The sequence below is a fragment of the Azospira sp. genome (assembly GCF_030247495.1).
GTDB classification, from domain to species: domain Bacteria; phylum Pseudomonadota; class Gammaproteobacteria; order Burkholderiales; family Rhodocyclaceae; genus Azospira; species Azospira oryzae.
Genome location: NZ_JAOTRW010000007.1, coordinates 190,725 through 206,885 on the forward strand (window position 1 = coordinate 190,725; position 16,161 = coordinate 206,885).

The following is a 16,161-nucleotide window of genomic DNA, read 5'->3' on the forward strand; positions in this document are numbered from 1 at the left end:
TGCCGGCGCCGGGCCGCGCCTGGCCGCCCCGGAACCCGGCCTCCACTCGCTGACCATGACCCCCACGTCTTCCACCGCTGCAGCCGCCGATAACGGAGGGCTGCAAGCCGGCACTCCCGCCTTCCGTCGCGCCAACCTGGCCCTGGCCACCGGCGGCTTCACCTGCTTCGCCCTGCTTTACGGCACCCAGCCGGTGCTGCCCCAGCTCACCCACGAGTTTGGCATCTCCCCGGCCAGCGCCAGTTTCAGCGTCGCCGCCGGCACCCTTTCCATGGCCCTGCTGCTCATTCCCCTGAGCCTCATCGCCGACCGCTATGGCCGGGAACGGCTGATGCGCCTGGGGCTGCTGGGGGCCGCCTTGTTCGCCTGCGCCTCCGCCTTCATGCCGGACTTCCACCTGCTGGTGCTGTGCCGGGCCCTGCTGGGCGCCTGCATTGCCGGGGTACCCGCCGCCGCCATGGCCTACCTGGGGGAAGAGATCGCCCCCCACGCCCGAGGCCGGGCCATGGGCCTCTACATCGCCGCCAACGCCCTGGGCGGCATGTCCGGGCGCTTTCTCTCGGCCCTGGTGACGGGCTGGTGGGACTGGCGCCACGGCCTGGGAGCCCTGGGCCTGCTGGGGCTGCTGGCGGCCTTCACCTTCTGGCGCCTGCTGCCGCCGGCCCAACACTTCAGGCCCCGCTCCCTGAAGCCCCGCCTGCTGCTGGCGGACGTGGGCCGCATCTACGCCGACCCGGGCCTGCCCTGGCTGTTCGTCACCGCCTTCCTCATCATGGGCAGCTTCGTCGGCATCTACAACTACCTGGGCTTCCGCCTCAGCCTGCCGCCCTACGGCCTGGGCCCGGCGGCCATCGGCGCCATCTTTCTGCTCTACGCCGTGGGCAGCGCCTCCTCGGCCCTGGCCGGCCACCTGGCGGACCGCATCGGACGCAGCCGCATCGTGCTGCTGATGAGCCTGACCATGGCCGCCGGCATCGGCCTCACCCTAGCCGCGGCCCTGCCCCTGATCATCCTCGGCCTGGCCGTGTTCACCTTCGGCTATTTCGCCGTGCATGCGGTGGCCAGCGGCTGGGTGGGACGCCGGGCCGGGCCGCGGCGGGGGCTGGTCTCCGCCCTGTACCTGTCCAGCTATTACCTGGGCGGCAGCGTCATCGGCAGCGCCACGGGCTGGCCCTGGATCCATGGCGGCTGGCCGGGAGTGGTGGCCACCCTGCTGGCCTGCGTGGCGGTGGTGCTGGGCATCGCCCTCTCCCTGCGGCGCCTGGGAGACGGCTAAGGAACCCGGAAAAAACCCAGGCCGCAAAGGCAGAAGGGACGCCACTTTCCACCATGGCACGGTGGAGAATGGCGTCCCTTCTGCCTTGCAGGGGTGCTTGTTTTGCGGCTAGTCCGCCGGATAGAGATGGCAGCGCACCACCACGCCGCCGGCCTGGGTGCTGGGGGCCGGATACTCCTGGCGGCAGCGCTCGCTGGCCTGGGCGCAGCGGGGATGGAAATGGCAGCCCTGGGGCGGCCGCGCCGGGGACGGCGTTTCGCCGGGCAGGCGCACCATTTCCCGCTGCCCCGCCAGGCGGGGCTCGGGCACGGCCGAGAGCAGGGCCCGGGTATAGGGATGGCAGGGAGCCGCCAGCACCTGCTGCACCGGCCCCTGCTCGACGATGCGGCCCAGGTACATCACCGCCACGTCGTGGGCCAGGTATTCCACCACGGCGAAGTTGTGGGTGATGAAAAGATAGGCCAGCCCCAGTTCCTCCTGCAGGCGGCGCAGCAGGTTGAGAATCTGGGCCTGCACGGAAACGTCCAGGGCCGAGGTGGGCTCGTCGCACACCAGCAGTTCGGGCTGCACCGCCAGGGCCCGGGCGATGGCGATGCGCTGGCGCTGGCCGCCGGAAAATTCGTGGGGATAGCGGCCCAGAGCCTCCGCCGGCAGGCCCACCGATTCCAGCAGGGCGGCCAGGGCCGCCCGCCGTTCGTCCCGGCTGGCGGCCACCCGCAAGGCGGTCATGCCTTCCTCGATGATCTCCCCCACGGTGAGGCGGGGGTTGAGGGAGGCAAAGGGGTCCTGGAACACCATCTGCATGCGCCGGCGCAGGGGCTTCAGTTCCCGCTCCGGCAGACCCAGCAGCTCCCGACCATCGAGCCGCACCGAGCCGGTGGCCGGCAGCAGGCGCAGCACGGCCTTGCCGGCGGTGGTCTTGCCGCAGCCGGATTCGCCCACCAGGGCCAGGGTACGGCCCCGCTGCAGTTCCAGGGACACCCCGTCCACCGCCTTGACGTGGCCCACGGTGCGCTTGAAGAGGCCCTTGCGGATGGGGAAATGGACCTTCAGTTCGCCCACGGCCAGCAGGTTTTCCCGGGCGGCGTCGGCGGCAGCGGCAGCAGCCGGTGGCGCGGCGGGCAGGTCCGGCAGGCGCTGCTCGCCACCCGGCAGCTGCTGGGCCACCCAATGGCAGCGCACCTGATGACCTGCTTCAAGCTCTGTCCAGCCCGGGCTTTCCAGCCGGCAGCGGTCCATGGCCACCGGGCAGCGGGGGGCGAAGCGGCAGCCGGCGGGCATGGCGGCCAGGCCCGGCACCTGGCCGGGAATGGTGGCCAGCTGGGCGCCCCGCTGGCCCAGGTCCGGCAGGGCAGCGAAGAGCTTTTGCGTATAGGGGTGGCGCGGGCTGGCGAAAAACTCCTGGCGGGGGGCCGTCTCGACGATTTCGCCGGCGTACATGACGCCGACCCGGTGGGCGCTGCGGGCCACCACGCCCAGGTCGTGGGTGATGAGCAGCATGCCCATGGCCCGTTCCGCCTGCAGCCTGGCCAGCAGGTCGAGAATCTGGGCCTGGATGGTCACGTCCAGGGCCGTGGTCGGCTCGTCGGCGATGAGCAGGCGCGGCTCCCCGGCCAGGGCGATGGCGATCATGGCCCGCTGCTTCATGCCGCCGGAGAGCTGGAAGGGATATTCCTCCAGCCGCCGCTCCGGGTCGGCGATGCCGACGGCGGTGAGCAGGGCCAGGGCTTCCCGGCGGGCCGCCTCGCCCTTCATGCCCCGGTGCCGTTCCAGGGATTCGCCGATCTGGCGGCCGATGGTCAGCACCGGATTGAGGCTGGTGGCCGGCTCCTGGAAGATCATGGCGGCGGCGCTGCCGCGGCGGTCGCGCATGGCCGCTTCGGGCAGGGCCAGGATTTCCTCCCCTTCCAGCCACACCTCGCCGCCCTGGATGCGCCCGGCGTTGGGCAGCAGGCGCAACAGGGCCAGGGCGGTGGCGGACTTGCCGCAGCCGGATTCGCCGAGCAGGGCGAAGGTCTCGCCGGGGGCCACGGCGAAGGAGACGCCGTCCACGGCGGTGAGCACCCGGCCGCCGGCGAGGAAGCCGGCCTTGAGGTTGCGGACGGAAAGCAGGTCGGACATCAGGCGGCCCTCGGATCGAAAGCGTCCCGCACCACGTCGGCGAAGAGGTTGGCGGCCAGGACCAGGATGAACATGAAAACGAAGGCGGCGGCCAGGGACCACCACACCATGGGCTCCCGGGCCAGTTCCATGCGGGCGTTGTTGATCAACGACCCAAAGCTGACCATGGTCGGATCAACTCCAATTTCCAAATATGAAAGAACAGCCTCAGTCATCACTAGAGAGGAAAAGTCCATGACCAAGGCAATCAGCACGATGTGCATGACGTTGGGCAGGATGTGACGCAGCAGGATGCGCCAGGAGGAAACGCCGAAGGACTGAGCCGCCTGGATGTACTCGAGTTGGGACAGCTTCAGGGCCTCGCCCCGCAGCAGGCGGGCCAGGCCGGTCCAGCTGGTCATGCCGAGGATGAAGCAGAGGGCCAAGAGGCGCAGGTCGGCCCGCTCGGCGGCGGTGGCGAACCACTCCGGATGGGTGTCGATCACCACCTGCATCATCAGCACGGCAGCAGCGATGAGCAGCACACTCGGGATGGAGTTCAGGGTGGAATATAGATACTGGATCAGGTCATCCACCCAACCGCGAAAATAGCCAGCAGAGATACCTAGCAATACGCCAATAGGAAGAGTTACAAGGGTAGTGACCAAACCGATAACAAGTGAGGTACGGATACTCTTCAAGACCAAATAGAGGATATCCTGACCCACCTTATCGGTACCCAGTACATGGTATTCCGGTGCCAGGGCCAGCAGGGGCGTGAGCAGCAGGAAGAGGCCGGCCAGGGTCAGCAGCAAGGCATCCCAGGCCGGCGCCGTACTGGTGGGCGGCCGCCACCACAGGTCCCGCCAGGACTGCCGGAAGGAACACTGCCGGCGCCGGGCCAGACGGCCGACGAGAAAAATCGCCAGCCCCCCCCACAGCAGGGCCGCCAGGCCGTACCCCTGCAGCAGGCGCCGGGCCACGTCGCCGGCCCAGGCGGATTCCTCCGTTCCCAGGTGGGCGCCGCCGAACTTGAGGCGGGGAAAGTCCCGCTGCTGCACCAGGCTGCCGTCGGGCTGGCGGACTTCCTGCATTTCCTTGGCGTAGGCCCGGGTCGCCAGGGGCGCCGAATAGGTCTTTTCCACCTGGGTGCGCAGAGGCGTCAGGAGGGCGTCCAGGAGCGAAAGGACTTCAACCCCGTAGGCCGGGGCCGCCGCAACGCCGCCACCCTGGCCGTTCTGCGGGGCATCGGCCAGGCGGGGCCGGTAATGGGCGGAGTCCAGCAGACCCACTGCCACGAACAACGCCAGTACTGCCAGAGAGGCCATGCCGGTACGGCTGTGCAGCACCCGGCCCCAGGCGGCGCGCAGGGGCGGCGTGCGGGCCACGCCCCAGGCCAGCAGGCCAAGGGCCGCCACCAGCAGCCAGATGACCAGGTCGGACCAGAGAAAGACGGGAAGGAAGGCCATGTCAGTCGAAGCGAATCCGCGGGTCCGCCAGGGTGTAGGAAATGTCGGTCAGGATCAGGCCGGCGATGTACAGCACGGAGCCGATGAAGACCATCGAACGCACTACGGCAAAGTCCTGACTCTTGATGGCATCAATGGTGTAACTACCTAATCCGGGAATGCCAAAAAAAGCTTCTGTAATTAGTGCGCCGAGAAACAATGACGGAATCACCACCACCACCCCGGTGAGGATGGGGATCATGGCGTTGCGCAGCACGTGGCGGAACATCACGGCGCTCTCCGAGAGGCCCTTGGCCCGGGCGGTGCGCACGTAGTCCTTGCCCATTTCCTCAAGGAAGATGGTGCGGTACCAGCGGGCGCTGCTGCCGATGCCGGCGACGACGCCGATGGCCACCGGCAGGAGCAGGAATTTCCAGGCGTCCAGGCCCTCCACGTAACCGGAGATGGGCACCAGCCGCCACACCTTGGAGATGAGCCACTGGCCGCCGATGATGTAGAACAGGCCGGAGATGGACATCATGGCGACGCAGGCGACGACGCCCCAGAAATCCAGGGCCGTGGCGCGGAAAAAGGCCAGCAGCAGGGCCAGGGAAACGGTCACCAGCAGGCCCAGGATGAAGGTGGGAATGGCGATGGCCAGGGAGGGCCCCATGCGGGTGCGGATTTCGGTGGCGATGTCGCGGCCGTCCTCCGCCGCGCCGAAGTCGCCGACGAAGAGCCGGGCCGACTTGGTGAAGAAAATGGTACGGGTCGCCTTTTCCAGGCCGGCGGCCTCGCCGTTCCAGAAGAGGGGGGCATCGTAGCCCCGCTCCGCCTTCCACTTGGCGATGGCTTCCGGGGTCACCCGTTTCACGCCCAGCTGCATGCGCGCCATGTCGTCCGGCGTATTGACGACGAAGAAGAGGGCGAAGGTGAGCAGGTTCACCCCGATGAGAATGGGGATGGCGTAGAGGAGGCGACGCAGGAGGTAGGCAAGCATGACCCCGCGACTATACCAAGGCCGCCCCGCCCCTGACCACCAAAGCGCTTTGCCCGGACCCGGCGCCGGCCCTAGAATGGCGGCCGGTTTGCCTTCTTTTGCCCCTGCCCGAGTCCCGCCCGAGTCCCGCCCATGACCCCCATGCCCTCCCCTCCTCCCCACGTCGCCGTCATCGGCGGCGGCCCGGCCGGGCTCATGGCGGCGGAAGTGCTGGCCCGGGACGGCGCCCAGGTCACCGTCTACGAGGCCATGCCCTCGGTGGGACGCAAGTTCCTCATGGCCGGCAAGGGCGGCATGAACATCACCCACAGCGAGGACTTCGCCGCCTTCCAGGAACGCTACGGCAGCGCCCGGGAACGGCTGGCGCCCCTGCTGCAGGAATTCGGCCCGGAGGCCCTGCGGGCCTGGATCCACGGCCTGGGCGTCGACACCTTCGTCGGCACCTCGGGCCGGGTCTTCCCCACCGAGATGAAGGCGGCGCCCCTGCTGCGGGCCTGGCTGCACCGGCTGCGCCAGGAAGGCGTCGCCTTCCAGGTGCGGCACCGCTGGCTCGGCTGGAGCGCCGACGGCGCCCTGCGCTTTGCCACGCCGGCAGGGGAAATTGAAGTAAAGCCCGCCGCCACGGTGCTGGCCCTGGGCGGCGGCAGCTGGGCCAAGCTGGGCTCGGACGGCGCCTGGGTGCCCACCCTGGCCCGGGCCGGCATTGCCGTGGCGCCCCTGCGACCGGCCAACTGCGGCTTCGACGCCGCCTGGAGCCCCCACTTCCGGGAGCATTTCGCCGGCCAGCCGGTGAAGCCGGTGGTGGCCGCCTGCAGCGGCCCCGACGGCCGGGCCTGGCGCCGCCAGGGGGAATTCGTGGTCAGTGCCGACGGCGTCGAGGGCGGCCTCATCTACGCCCTCTCCGCCCCCCTGCGGGACCTCATCGAGCGGGACGGCAGCGCCACCCTGAGCCTGGACCTGCTGCCCGGCCACAGCGCCGAGCGGGTGCTGGCCGAGGTGCGCCGCCCCCGGGGCTCCCGTTCCCTCTCCAGCCACCTGCAAAGCCGCCTGGGCCTGAAGGGGGTGAAGATGGGCCTGCTGCGGGAATGCCTGGACAAGGAGCGGTTCCAGGACGAGGCCGCCCTGGCTGCCGCCATCAAGGCCCTGCCCCTGCGGCTGGTGGCTCCCCGCCCTCTGGACGAAGCCATCAGCAGCGCCGGCGGCGTGCGCCTGGAGGAGCTGGACGAGCAGCTCATGCTGCGGCAGCGGCCCGGCCTCTTCTGCGCCGGCGAAATGCTGGACTGGGAGGCACCCACCGGCGGCTATCTGCTCACCGCCTGCTTCTGCACCGGCCGAAAAGCTGGCATGGGAGCCGGGCAATGGTTAAAGTTGAGGCAACGGGCGGCCAGCACAACAACATAAGGGCCGCCTCAAAGCCAGACGCCGCTCCCGGCCGCCCCTGCGCCATTCACGGGAGCCTCCCGTCGCCATCAAGGAGGGACTTATGCTGCACGAAGATGTCGAACAGTTCGGGAATTTCCTGTTCACCCTGGAATGGCTGCTGGAAGTCTCCGCCCGCTACGACAGCAATATCCACTTCCACCTGGTGCATGTCGACTTCGGCTCCCCCCACATCCTGGGCGAGACCTACGGCGCCCAGGCGGCCAGCCTCAAGCTGCACGAAGTCCAGGACGCCCTCGGCCAGACCCTGCGCAAGACCGACCTGGTGGCCCGGCACGGCGTCGATTTCTGGATCATCATGCCCAGCGACCCCAGCATCGACCCCCTCTCCACCCGCCTGCGGGAGATCATCGAGGTCGCCTCCCAGTGCGGCCTGGAGATCGTGGGTCGGGACATTTCCTTCTTCTCCCTGAAACAGGGCCATCCGGAACTGGGCCTCAACTGTTCCGGCATGGATTTTCTCGCCTACCTCAAGCACAACCACAGCCGCCTGGCCCTGCACGAGCTGGAATTGCCGGCCCAGAACTGAAAAAGGGCGCCGCCGGCGCCCTTTTCCTTCCACCCCACCGCTTCAGGTGGTAGCGATCACGTAGCGGCCGCGGCCGCTTTCCTTGGCCCGGTACATGGCCTGGTCCGCCTGCAGCAACAGGGTATTGGCGGCGCTCTCGCCGTCACCCAGGGCGATACCGATGGAAACCCCGAGACGGCAGCTCTGATCCTGGACCGGGAACGGCTCCGCCAGGGCTTCGATGCACTTGGCGGCGACCCGGGCCGCGGCCTGCTCCGCCTGGCTATCCAGATCGCCCATGAGGATGACGAATTCGTCGCCGCCGACCCGGGCCAGGGTGTCGCTGGCCCGCACGCAGCCGCTGAGGCGGCCGGCCACCAGGCGCAGCACCTCGTCCCCGGCCTCGTGACCCAGGCTGTCGTTGATCGGCTTGAAGCCGTCCAGGTCGAGGAACAGCAGGGCGATGCGGCTGCCCTTGCGCTGGGCCAGGACCCGGGCCTGGCTCAGGCGGTCGGCCAGCAGCATGCGGTTGGGCAGGCCGGTGAGGGCGTCGTGGTGCGCCGCCTGGGCCAGGGCCGCCTGGCTCTCGCTGAGCTTGCGCAGGAGCCGGTTGAAGGCGGCGGTGAGATGGCCCACCTCGTCGTTGCGCAGCACCGGCAGGGGTTCCAGGGGGCACTCGCCGCGGGTCATGCGGTCGGCGTGCTCCGCCGTGCGCCGCAGGGGGCGGAAGACGTGGGCCAGGCCCAGGGAAGCCAGCACCAGGAAGACCAGGGACACCACCACGCTGTTGCGCAGGATGTACTGCTGCACCCGGGTCACCGGCTCGAAGGCTTCCGCGGTGGGCAGGCGGGCCACCACGAACCACTCGGCGCTGGGCACGGAGACGATGGCCACCGCCTCTTCCACACCCTTGGCGTTGACGGTGATGCCGGTGCCCCGATAGCCGGCCATGGCCCGGTCGTGCAGGGGATTGACGCCGGCCGGCGGCGTCGGCTTGAGCACCAGTTCCGGCTCGGTGGCGGCGACGAAGACCCGGTCCCGCGGAGAGATGAGGAGGAAGCCGCCGCTGCGGCCGATCCGGCTCTGCAGCAGCAGGTTGAGGAAGCCCGGGGTGGCCAGGGGCGTCAGGCCCACCAGGGCGGCCTGCACCCGGCCCTGCTCGTCCCGCACCGGAGCCGCCATGGGCAGCACCGGCTCCCGGTCCAGCCAGTCCGGCGCCGGCCGGCCCAGGCTGGCTTCGCCGGCCAGGGCGGCCTGCACATATTCCCGATCCGCCAGGTTGATCCTGGCCTGCAAGGGCCGCTCGGGGAAATCGGCCAGGATGGCGCCCCGGGAATCCACCAGCAGCAGCCCCTGGTTGAACAGGGGATGCAGTTCATGCCGCTCCTGCAGCCAGGCCCGCAACTGCCGGGGCTGGCCCAGCAACTGCCGGGGCAGGCTGGCCGCCAGGCGCTGCAGCAGGTCGCGCCGCTCGACCAGCTTGCTGTCCACGTCCCGGGCCACATAGCTGGCCAGGGCCTGCTGCTGGGACGCCACCACCTTGTCCAGATCCTCGCGCAGGAACTGACTGAGGATGAAATAGCGGGCCGTCGTGCCGACGACCACGATCCCCAGCCCCAGGAGCAGGATGCGCAGGATGATGCTGTGGGAAAGCTGGCGCAGTCTCATGGTGCCCATCATAGCGGAAGGCGGCGGACCGCAATCTGACTTGAAGTCCCCATCAGGCTGCCGCCGCCACAAAACGGCGGCGTCCCCAGCGGTTCAGCCAGAGGGAGACGAGGATGACGCTGCCGCCCAGAGCGATGCGTTGCAGGTCCGCGTCCCGGTTCCAGATCAGCAGATTGACCACCAGCCCCAGGGGCACGTGCAGCTCGTTCATCACCGCCAGGGTGCCGCCATCCACCCGGGTGCTGCCCTTGACCCACCAGAACATGCCCAGGGCCGTGGCGAACAGGCCCATCCACAGCAGCACGCCCCACTGTACGGCGGTCGTGGGCAGCCGGGCCGGATTGCCAAAGATGAGGAAGGACGGCAGGGCCAGCACCAGGGCGCCGAGGAAGAAATGGCCGAAACAGCGGGACAGGGGGAACTGCAGCGGATAGCGGGCCAGCAGGTGGCGGCACAGCACCTGCCCGGCGGCAAAGGTGGCGTTGGCCAGCTGCAGCAACAGGAAGCCCGCCAGGTATTCCCCCGCCACCGGCTGGAAGCGGATCACCACCCCGCCCCCCACCGCCACCAGGGCGGCCACCAGGGCCCAGGGATTGAAGCGCCGGGCCAGGGCGTCGTCGAGCATGGTGACGTAGATGGGGGTGAGCACGGTGAACAGCAGCACCTCGGGCACCGTCAGCACGGTGAAGCTGCGGTAGAGACAGAGGTAGGTGACGCCGAACTGCAGGGCCCCGGCCAGCCACAGCCCGACCACCAGGCGCCCGGGCAGGCCGCGCCAGCGGGTGAAGGGAATGAACACCAGGGCGGCGATGGCCACCCGCACCAGCACGGCGAAATCGCTGTCCACCCGCCCCGCCAGGTATTCGCCGATAAGGCTGAAGGAAAAGGCCCAGAGCAGGTTGACGGTGATCAGGTAAGGCATGGGAGAAAACGACGGCCCGGGGCCATCCGGCTAATGGAGGCGGGAGTATGCCATCACCGGGGCGCACTGGCAGCCTCGGTCCCCTCCTCCGGCCTGGGCCTGGCCTCGATGGGCAGCCAGACGGTGAAGGTGCTGCCCCGGCCCGGCTCGCTCTCCACCTCCAGGCGGCCCTGATGCTTCTGCACGATGCTGTAGGCCAGGGAGAGGCCCAGGCCGGTGCCCTTGCCCACGGGCTTGGTGGTGAAAAAGGGCTCGAACAGGCGGTGCAGGTACTCCGGGGCGATGCCGCAGCCGCTGTCGCTCACGGCGACGAACACCTCGTCGCCGCGGCGGCCGGTGCGCAGCCAGATGTCGCCCTTCTTGGGAATGGCCTGGGCCGCATTGACCAGCAGGTTCATGAAGACCTGGTTGATCTGGGACGGCTCGCACCACACCAGGGGCAGTTCGCCGTATTCCTTGTGCACGGTGCACTTGTACTTGAGCTCGTTCCAGACGATGTTGAGGGTGGAATCCAGGCCCTGGTGCAGGTCGGCCCACTGGCTCTCGGCCTCGCCGGCCCGGGAGAAGTCCTTCAGATCCCGGGCGATCTTGGCCACCCGCTCCAGCCCGTCCCGGGACTCGGCCAGAAGCTGGACGATGTCGCTGCGGAGGAAATCGAAGTCCTTCTCCAGCTTCAGCTGGCGGGCGCTTTCCAGCTGCCGGCAATCGCGGCAGGGACCGCTGTCCGCCGCCTCATAGGCGGCGATGATGGCGAAGATCTCCCGCAGGTAGTGGTCCAGGGTGCCCAGGTTGGAATAGACGAAGCCGATGGGGTTGTTCATCTCGTGGGCCACCCCGGCCGCCAGCTGGCCGATGGAGGCCATCTTCTCCGACTGCAGCAGCTGGCTCTGGGCCTCGGCCAGCCGCTGGTTGAGGGCCTTTGCCTCGGCCAGGGCCTGCTGCAGTTCCTGCTCCGCCCGCTTGCGCCCGTCGATGTCGCGCACCACGGCCAGTACCCGCTGGCCGCCGGAGAGACGGAATATCTGCAGGTTCACCAGGACCCAGAACTGCCGCCCCGAACTGCCCCGGGCCATCCACTCGAAGGACTGGGGCCCCTCCTCCTGCACCCGCCGCATGTAGTCCCGGGCCGCCTGGGGCGGGAAAGCAGGGTCGTCGGCGGTGATGCCCTGCACATCCAGGGACAGCAGCTCCTTCCGGCTATAGCCGTACATGCGGCAGGCGCCGCCATTGACGTCCAGGATGCTGCCGCTGGCGACGTCGTGCACGAAAATGGCATCGCCGATGGTGTCGTAGATGGTGCGGAACTTGTCCTCGCTCTCGGCCAGGGCCGCCTCGGTGGCCCGGCGCTCGGTGATGTCCTCCTTCACCGCCAAGTAATGGGTGATGCTGCCGTCGGGCTGGCGGATGGGGTTGATGCTGGCGTCTTCCAGGTATTCGCTGCCATCCTTGCGCCGGTTGAACAGTTCGCCGCGCCAGCCCTCGCCCCGGGACAGGCAGCGCCACATCTCCTCGTAGCTGGAGCGTGGCGTGCGCCCGGACTGCAGGATGCGCGGATTCTGCCCCAGCACCTCCTCCCGGCTGTAGCCGGCGGTGCGCACGAAGGCCTCGTTCACGTATTCGATCTCTGCCGCCAGGTTGGTGATGACGATGCTCACCGGGCTCTGCTCCGCCGACAGCAGGAACTTGCGCAGCTCGGCCTCGGCCCGCTTGCGTTCCGTGATGTCCCGGGAAATGCCCTGGATGTGGGTGACCCGTCCCTGGGCATCGGTGATCAGGGTCATCACCGCCTCGGTCTGGATCAGGGAACCGTCCTTCCTCGGCTGCACCAGTTCGTAGTGGCGTGAGGCGGCAGCCTCCTGGCCCGTATCCACGGCGGCGATCCAGCGCTCCAGCTCCCCGTCCAGGTGCTGGTGGCACTCCGGTGTCAGCAGGTCCGCCATGGTCTGCTGCAGGGCCTCGTCCACGGTGATGCCGCGCATGGCCTGCACCGAGGGGCTGACATAGGCGAAGCGGCGGGAAGCCAGTTCGTACAGCCACACCACGTCGCTGCCGCTCTCGGCCAGCAGGCGGAAGCGGGCTTCCTGCTCCCGGGCCTGCAGGGCGGCGCTGAAGACCCGCCCCAGCAGCAGCAGCACGGCCATCAGCACGACGCCCGCCGCCGTCAGCCAGGCGAAGTTGCGCCGGGCCTCGCGATAGATTTCGCTGTCGTCCATTTTCGCCACCAGCAGCCAGTCGGTCTGGCCCACCGGCAGCACCACGCCCAGCACCGCCAGGCCCCGGTAATCCCGCCCCGCCAGCGCCTCGCCGACGCCATGCAGGGCCATGCCCGAGATCAGCCCCGGCGTGTCCAGGGGCAGGCGCAGGTTGAGGGGAGCCCCGGCCTGCCGCCCCAGGGGAGAAAGAAACAGTACCTCGTCCCCGTCCCGCCGCACCAGCAGGCTTTCCCCGGTGGCGCTGGGGACGGGCCACTGGCTGACCATGGGATAGAGCACCCTGGCCGGGTCGATCTCGAACAGGGCGTAGCCGATGAGGCGCCCCGTCTCCCCCTCGGCGAAGAGGGGCACCAGCAGGTCGAGGACCACCTCGCCCTCGCGTCCGGCCTTGCGATGAAAGTCCACCAGGCGCGGCCTGCGGCTCTCCAGCAGGGCCTGCACCGCTTCCTGGTGCAGGGTGTCGTCCCACAGATGATCGTCCGCCGGGTCGGCCAGATAGCTGCGGCCGGCCAGGTCATGCAGGCCGATGGCGGAGATTTCGGGAATGGTCTGCTGCAGGTAGCGGAAACGCTGACGCAGCCCGGCTGCGGCCCGGGCGTCGCCCGGTTGCTGCAGGAGGCGGGCGAAATGCTGGGACATGACGCTGCCCGGCGGCTGGCTGAGAAAGATCAGGCGATCCTCGATCCAGCGCTGGATTTCCTGGGACTTGAGGGCCGCCACCGCCTGCAGCTGCTGTTCCGCCGTCTCCCGGGCGGCGCCGAACAGCACCTGGTGGCTGCGGTAGAGCCCGCCCGCCAGGAGCAGGACGAAGCCGATGATGGCCACCAGCCAGTGCCTTGCGGTCGGCACGAAGGCCGTCTCAACCCTATCACCTGCGGACATGGCGTTCACTCTCTCCCCGGCCTGTGCGGCGCCAGGCCCCGGCCGGCGGATCTCCGGCCATGGGGCATCCTACCGCGGCAGGGCCGGGAAAGTCCCGGCTGCAGGACATTTCCGGCCCTGTCGGGCCCGTTCAGGCGGCCTGCCAGACTGGCTTGCGCTTTTCGATGAAAGCGTCGATGCCCTCGGCGGCATCGCCGGCCATCATGTTGCAGGCCATGACCTCGCCGGCATACTGGTAGGCCGCTTCGATGCCCATTTCCAGCTGCTTGTAGAACATCTGCTTGCCCGTAGCCACGGCCACCGGGCTCTTGGCCAGGATGGACTGCACCAGGTGCTCCACCGCCTCGTCAAGATCGCCCAGGGCCACCACCCGGTTCACCAGGCCCCGGCGCTGGGCTTCCCCGGCATCGATGAACTCGCCGGTGAGCAGCATTTCCAGGGCTTCCTTGCGCCCCATGTTGCGCGCCAGGCCGACGGCGGGGGTGGAGCAGAAGAGGCCCACGTTGATGCCGGAAACGGCGAACTTGGCCACGTCGGCGGCCACCGCCAGGTCGCACATGGACACCAGCTGGCAGCCGGCAGCGGTGGCGATGCCGTGGATGCGGGCAATGACCGGCTGGGGCATTTCCTGGATGGTCAGCATGACCTTGGCACACAGCTTGAACAGGGCCTGCATGAAGGCCTTGTCGTGGTTGCTGCGCATTTCCTTGAGGTCGTGGCCGGCACAGAAGGCCTTGCCGGCGCCCTGCAGCACCACGACGCGGACCGTCTTGTCGGCGGCGATGCTCTGCAGTTCGGCCAGCAGGGTTTCCAGCATGGCGTTGGAGAGGGAATTGAACTGGGCCGGACGGTTCAGCACCAGGGTGGTACGGCCGTCGGGGCGGTCTTCGCGCAGCAGGATGGGTTCCTGGTTTGTCATTGTTTGTCTCCTACAGAAAAAAGCCGGAGGCTGTGCTGTCTGCCCCCGGCTTGGTTATGGATGCGGCTGGATTACTCGATGGCGGCGGTGGACTTGGCCATTTCCCGCAGCACGTACTTCTGGATCTTGCCCGTGGAAGTCTTGGGCAGGGGTCCGAAGATGACCTTCTTCGGCACCTTGAAGCGGGCCATGTGCTCGCGGCAGAACTCGATGATTTCCACCTCGGTGATGCTGACGCCGTCCTTCAGTTCGATGAAGGCGGCCGGCACCTCGCCCCACTTGGGATCGGGGGTGGCCACCACGGCCGCGGCCATCACCGCCGGATGGCGGTAGAGGGTGTCTTCCACCTCGATGGAGGAGATGTTCTCGCCACCGGAGATGATCACGTCCTTGGAACGGTCCTTGATCTTGACGTAGCCGTCGGCCTGCATCACCGCCAGGTCGCCGGTGTGGTAGTAACCGCCGGCGAAGGACTCTTCCGTGGCCTTGGGGTTCTTCAGGTAGCCCTTCATCACCAGGTTGCCGCGGAACATGATCTCGCCCATGGTCTCGTTGTCCCAGGGCACCGCCTCCATGGTGGCCGGATCGAGCACGGTGATGGCTTCCTGGGCGTGGTAGCGCACACCCTGGCGGCCGTTCAGGTTAACCTGCTCGCCCACCGGCAGATCGAACCACTCGGGCTGCTGGGCGCAGACGGAAGCGGGACCGTAGGTCTCGGTCAGGCCATAGACGTGGGTGATCTTGAAGCCGATCTTGGCCATGCCTTCGATGACGGCGGCGGGGGGCGGCGCGGCGGCGATGAGGCCGGAGACGCCGTGGTTGATGCCTTCACGCCATTCGGCCGGCGCATTGGCCAGCATGGAATGGACGATGGGCGCGCCGCAGTAGTGGGTCACCTTGTTTTCCCGGATGGACTGCAGGATCAGCTTGGGATCGACCCGGCGCAGACAGACGTTGGTGCCGGCATTGGCCGCCATGGTCCAGGGGAAGCACCAGCCGTTGCAGTGGAACATGGGCAGGGTCCACAGGTACACCGAGTGGGGCGGCATGCCCCAGGAAACGATGTTGGACATGGCGTTGAGGTAGGCGCCCCGGTGGTGATAGACCACGCCCTTGGGGTTGCCGGTGGTGCCGGAGGTGTAGTTGAGGGAGATGGCGTCCCATTCGTCCTGGGGGCCCTTCCACTCGTAGTCCGGGGTGCCTTCGGCCAGCAGGACCTCGTAGTCCTTCTCTCCCAGCAGGTCACCGGGGCCGGTGTATTCGCTGTCGTTCACATCGATGACGACGATGCTGCGGCCCAGTTTTTCCAGGGCCGGCCCGACGATGTGGGAATACTCCTTGTCGGTGATGAGGATCTTGGCCTCGCCGTGGTTCAGCATGAAGGCCACGGCTTCGGGATCGAGACGGGTGTTGAGGGTGTTGAGCACGGCCCCGGTGACGGGCACGCCGAAGTGGCATTCGTACATTTCCGGCGTGTTGTTGAGCATCACGGCGACGGTGTCGCCTTCCTTGATGCCCCGGGCTTCCAGGGCGGAGGCCAGGCGCCTGGCGCGGTTGAAGGTTTCCAGCCAGGTATAGCGGCGCTGGCCGTGGATCACGGACACCCGTTCCGGGTAGATGTAGGCGGAACGGGCAATGAAGGTTAGCGGCGACAGCGGCACATAGTTGGCCGCATTCTTTTCCAGACCCTGCTTGTAGATGTTGCTGCTGTTGTCGTTATGACCTGCCATGAATATCCCTCTTATGTGTTTGCGTTGGTATTTTTCATGAACTCCCTGCCCCCGG

General features: G+C 68.2%; 11 protein-coding genes. 3 read left to right on the plus strand and 8 right to left on the minus strand.

Going from position 1 to position 16,161, the window contains the following annotated elements:
- The first annotated feature begins 55 nt into the window (after window positions 1-55).
- The gene (locus OEL49_RS12145) at window positions 56-1,276 is read left to right on the plus strand and encodes an MFS transporter (protein WP_014237818.1); all 1,221 of its coding nucleotides are present in this window, start codon (window positions 56-58) and stop codon (window positions 1,274-1,276) included.
- Window positions 1,277-1,384: 108 nt separating this feature from the next.
- On the opposite strand, the gene OEL49_RS12150 is transcribed toward OEL49_RS12145, so the two are convergent.
- The 3 genes from OEL49_RS12150 to OEL49_RS12160 are packed head-to-tail and all read right to left on the minus strand — an operon-like array spanning window position 1,385 to window position 5,824.
- A complete protein-coding gene (locus OEL49_RS12150; RefSeq protein ID WP_014237819.1) occupies window positions 1,385-3,397 on the minus strand; it encodes a dipeptide ABC transporter ATP-binding protein in 2,013 nt (670 codons plus the stop codon).
- On the minus strand, window positions 3,397-4,845 hold the full coding sequence (locus tag OEL49_RS12155) for an ABC transporter permease (RefSeq protein WP_014237820.1): 1,449 nt from the start codon (window positions 4,843-4,845) through the stop codon (window positions 3,397-3,399). The genes OEL49_RS12150 and OEL49_RS12155 overlap by 1 nt, the downstream gene beginning before the upstream one ends.
- A gap of 1 nt (window position 4,846) precedes the next feature.
- Window positions 4,847-5,824, minus strand: coding sequence for an ABC transporter permease (locus tag OEL49_RS12160; RefSeq protein ID WP_014237821.1), 978 nt, complete (start codon window positions 5,822-5,824; stop codon window positions 4,847-4,849).
- A 132-nt stretch (window positions 5,825-5,956) separates the two neighbouring features.
- On the opposite strand from OEL49_RS12160, the gene OEL49_RS12165 reads away from it, so the two are divergent.
- Window positions 5,957-7,225 (plus strand): TIGR03862 family flavoprotein, encoded by a 1,269-nt coding sequence (locus OEL49_RS12165; RefSeq protein ID WP_014237822.1) that lies wholly within the window; start codon window positions 5,957-5,959, stop codon window positions 7,223-7,225.
- An 82-nt stretch (window positions 7,226-7,307) separates the two neighbouring features.
- On the plus strand, window positions 7,308-7,793 hold the full coding sequence (locus OEL49_RS12170) for a diguanylate cyclase (RefSeq protein ID WP_014237823.1): 486 nt from the start codon (window positions 7,308-7,310) through the stop codon (window positions 7,791-7,793).
- A gap of 42 nt (window positions 7,794-7,835) precedes the next feature.
- On the opposite strand, the gene OEL49_RS12175 is transcribed toward OEL49_RS12170, so the two are convergent.
- The 5 genes from OEL49_RS12175 to OEL49_RS12195 form a co-directional block, all read right to left on the minus strand.
- Window positions 7,836-9,440, minus strand: a complete 1,605-nt coding sequence (locus OEL49_RS12175) for a sensor domain-containing diguanylate cyclase (protein WP_043799383.1) — start codon at window positions 9,438-9,440, stop codon at window positions 7,836-7,838.
- 52 nt (window positions 9,441-9,492) lie between these two features.
- Window positions 9,493-10,362, minus strand: a complete 870-nt coding sequence (locus tag OEL49_RS12180) for an EamA family transporter (protein WP_014237825.1) — start codon at window positions 10,360-10,362, stop codon at window positions 9,493-9,495.
- Window positions 10,363-10,415: 53 nt separating this feature from the next.
- On the minus strand, window positions 10,416-13,424 hold the full coding sequence (locus OEL49_RS12185; protein WP_157870647.1) for a PAS domain S-box protein: 3,009 nt from the start codon (window positions 13,422-13,424) through the stop codon (window positions 10,416-10,418).
- A gap of 163 nt (window positions 13,425-13,587) precedes the next feature.
- Window positions 13,588-14,376: an enoyl-CoA hydratase gene (locus tag OEL49_RS12190; protein ID WP_014237827.1), complete on the minus strand. Its 789-nt coding sequence runs from the start codon at window positions 14,374-14,376 to the stop codon at window positions 13,588-13,590.
- Between the two features lie 71 nt (window positions 14,377-14,447).
- Window positions 14,448-16,106, minus strand: coding sequence for an acyl-CoA synthetase (locus OEL49_RS12195; protein WP_287874848.1), 1,659 nt, complete (start codon window positions 16,104-16,106; stop codon window positions 14,448-14,450).
- Window positions 16,107-16,161: the final 55 nt, after the last annotated feature.

What these genes read in the sequence shown, in the direction of transcription:
- OEL49_RS12160 (WP_014237821.1), bottom strand. Translation starts at nt 5,824, where the DNA reads ATGCTTGCCTACCTCCTGCGTCGCCTCCTCTACGCCATCCCCATTCTC.
- OEL49_RS12170 (WP_014237823.1), top strand. Translation starts at nt 7,308, where the DNA reads ATGCTGCACGAAGATGTCGAACAGTTCGGGAATTTCCTGTTCACCCTG.
- OEL49_RS12145 (WP_014237818.1), top strand. Translation starts at nt 56, where the DNA reads ATGACCCCCACGTCTTCCACCGCTGCAGCCGCCGATAACGGAGGGCTG.
- OEL49_RS12195 (WP_287874848.1), bottom strand. Translation starts at nt 16,106, where the DNA reads ATGGCAGGTCATAACGACAACAGCAGCAACATCTACAAGCAGGGTCTG.
- OEL49_RS12190 (WP_014237827.1), bottom strand. Translation starts at nt 14,376, where the DNA reads ATGACAAACCAGGAACCCATCCTGCTGCGCGAAGACCGCCCCGACGGC.
- OEL49_RS12165 (WP_014237822.1), top strand. Translation starts at nt 5,957, where the DNA reads ATGACCCCCATGCCCTCCCCTCCTCCCCACGTCGCCGTCATCGGCGGC.
- OEL49_RS12180 (WP_014237825.1), bottom strand. Translation starts at nt 10,362, where the DNA reads ATGCCTTACCTGATCACCGTCAACCTGCTCTGGGCCTTTTCCTTCAGC.
- OEL49_RS12155 (WP_014237820.1), bottom strand. Translation starts at nt 4,845, where the DNA reads ATGGCCTTCCTTCCCGTCTTTCTCTGGTCCGACCTGGTCATCTGGCTG.
- OEL49_RS12175 (WP_043799383.1), bottom strand. Translation starts at nt 9,440, where the DNA reads ATGAGACTGCGCCAGCTTTCCCACAGCATCATCCTGCGCATCCTGCTC.
- OEL49_RS12150 (WP_014237819.1), bottom strand. Translation starts at nt 3,397, where the DNA reads ATGTCCGACCTGCTTTCCGTCCGCAACCTCAAGGCCGGCTTCCTCGCC.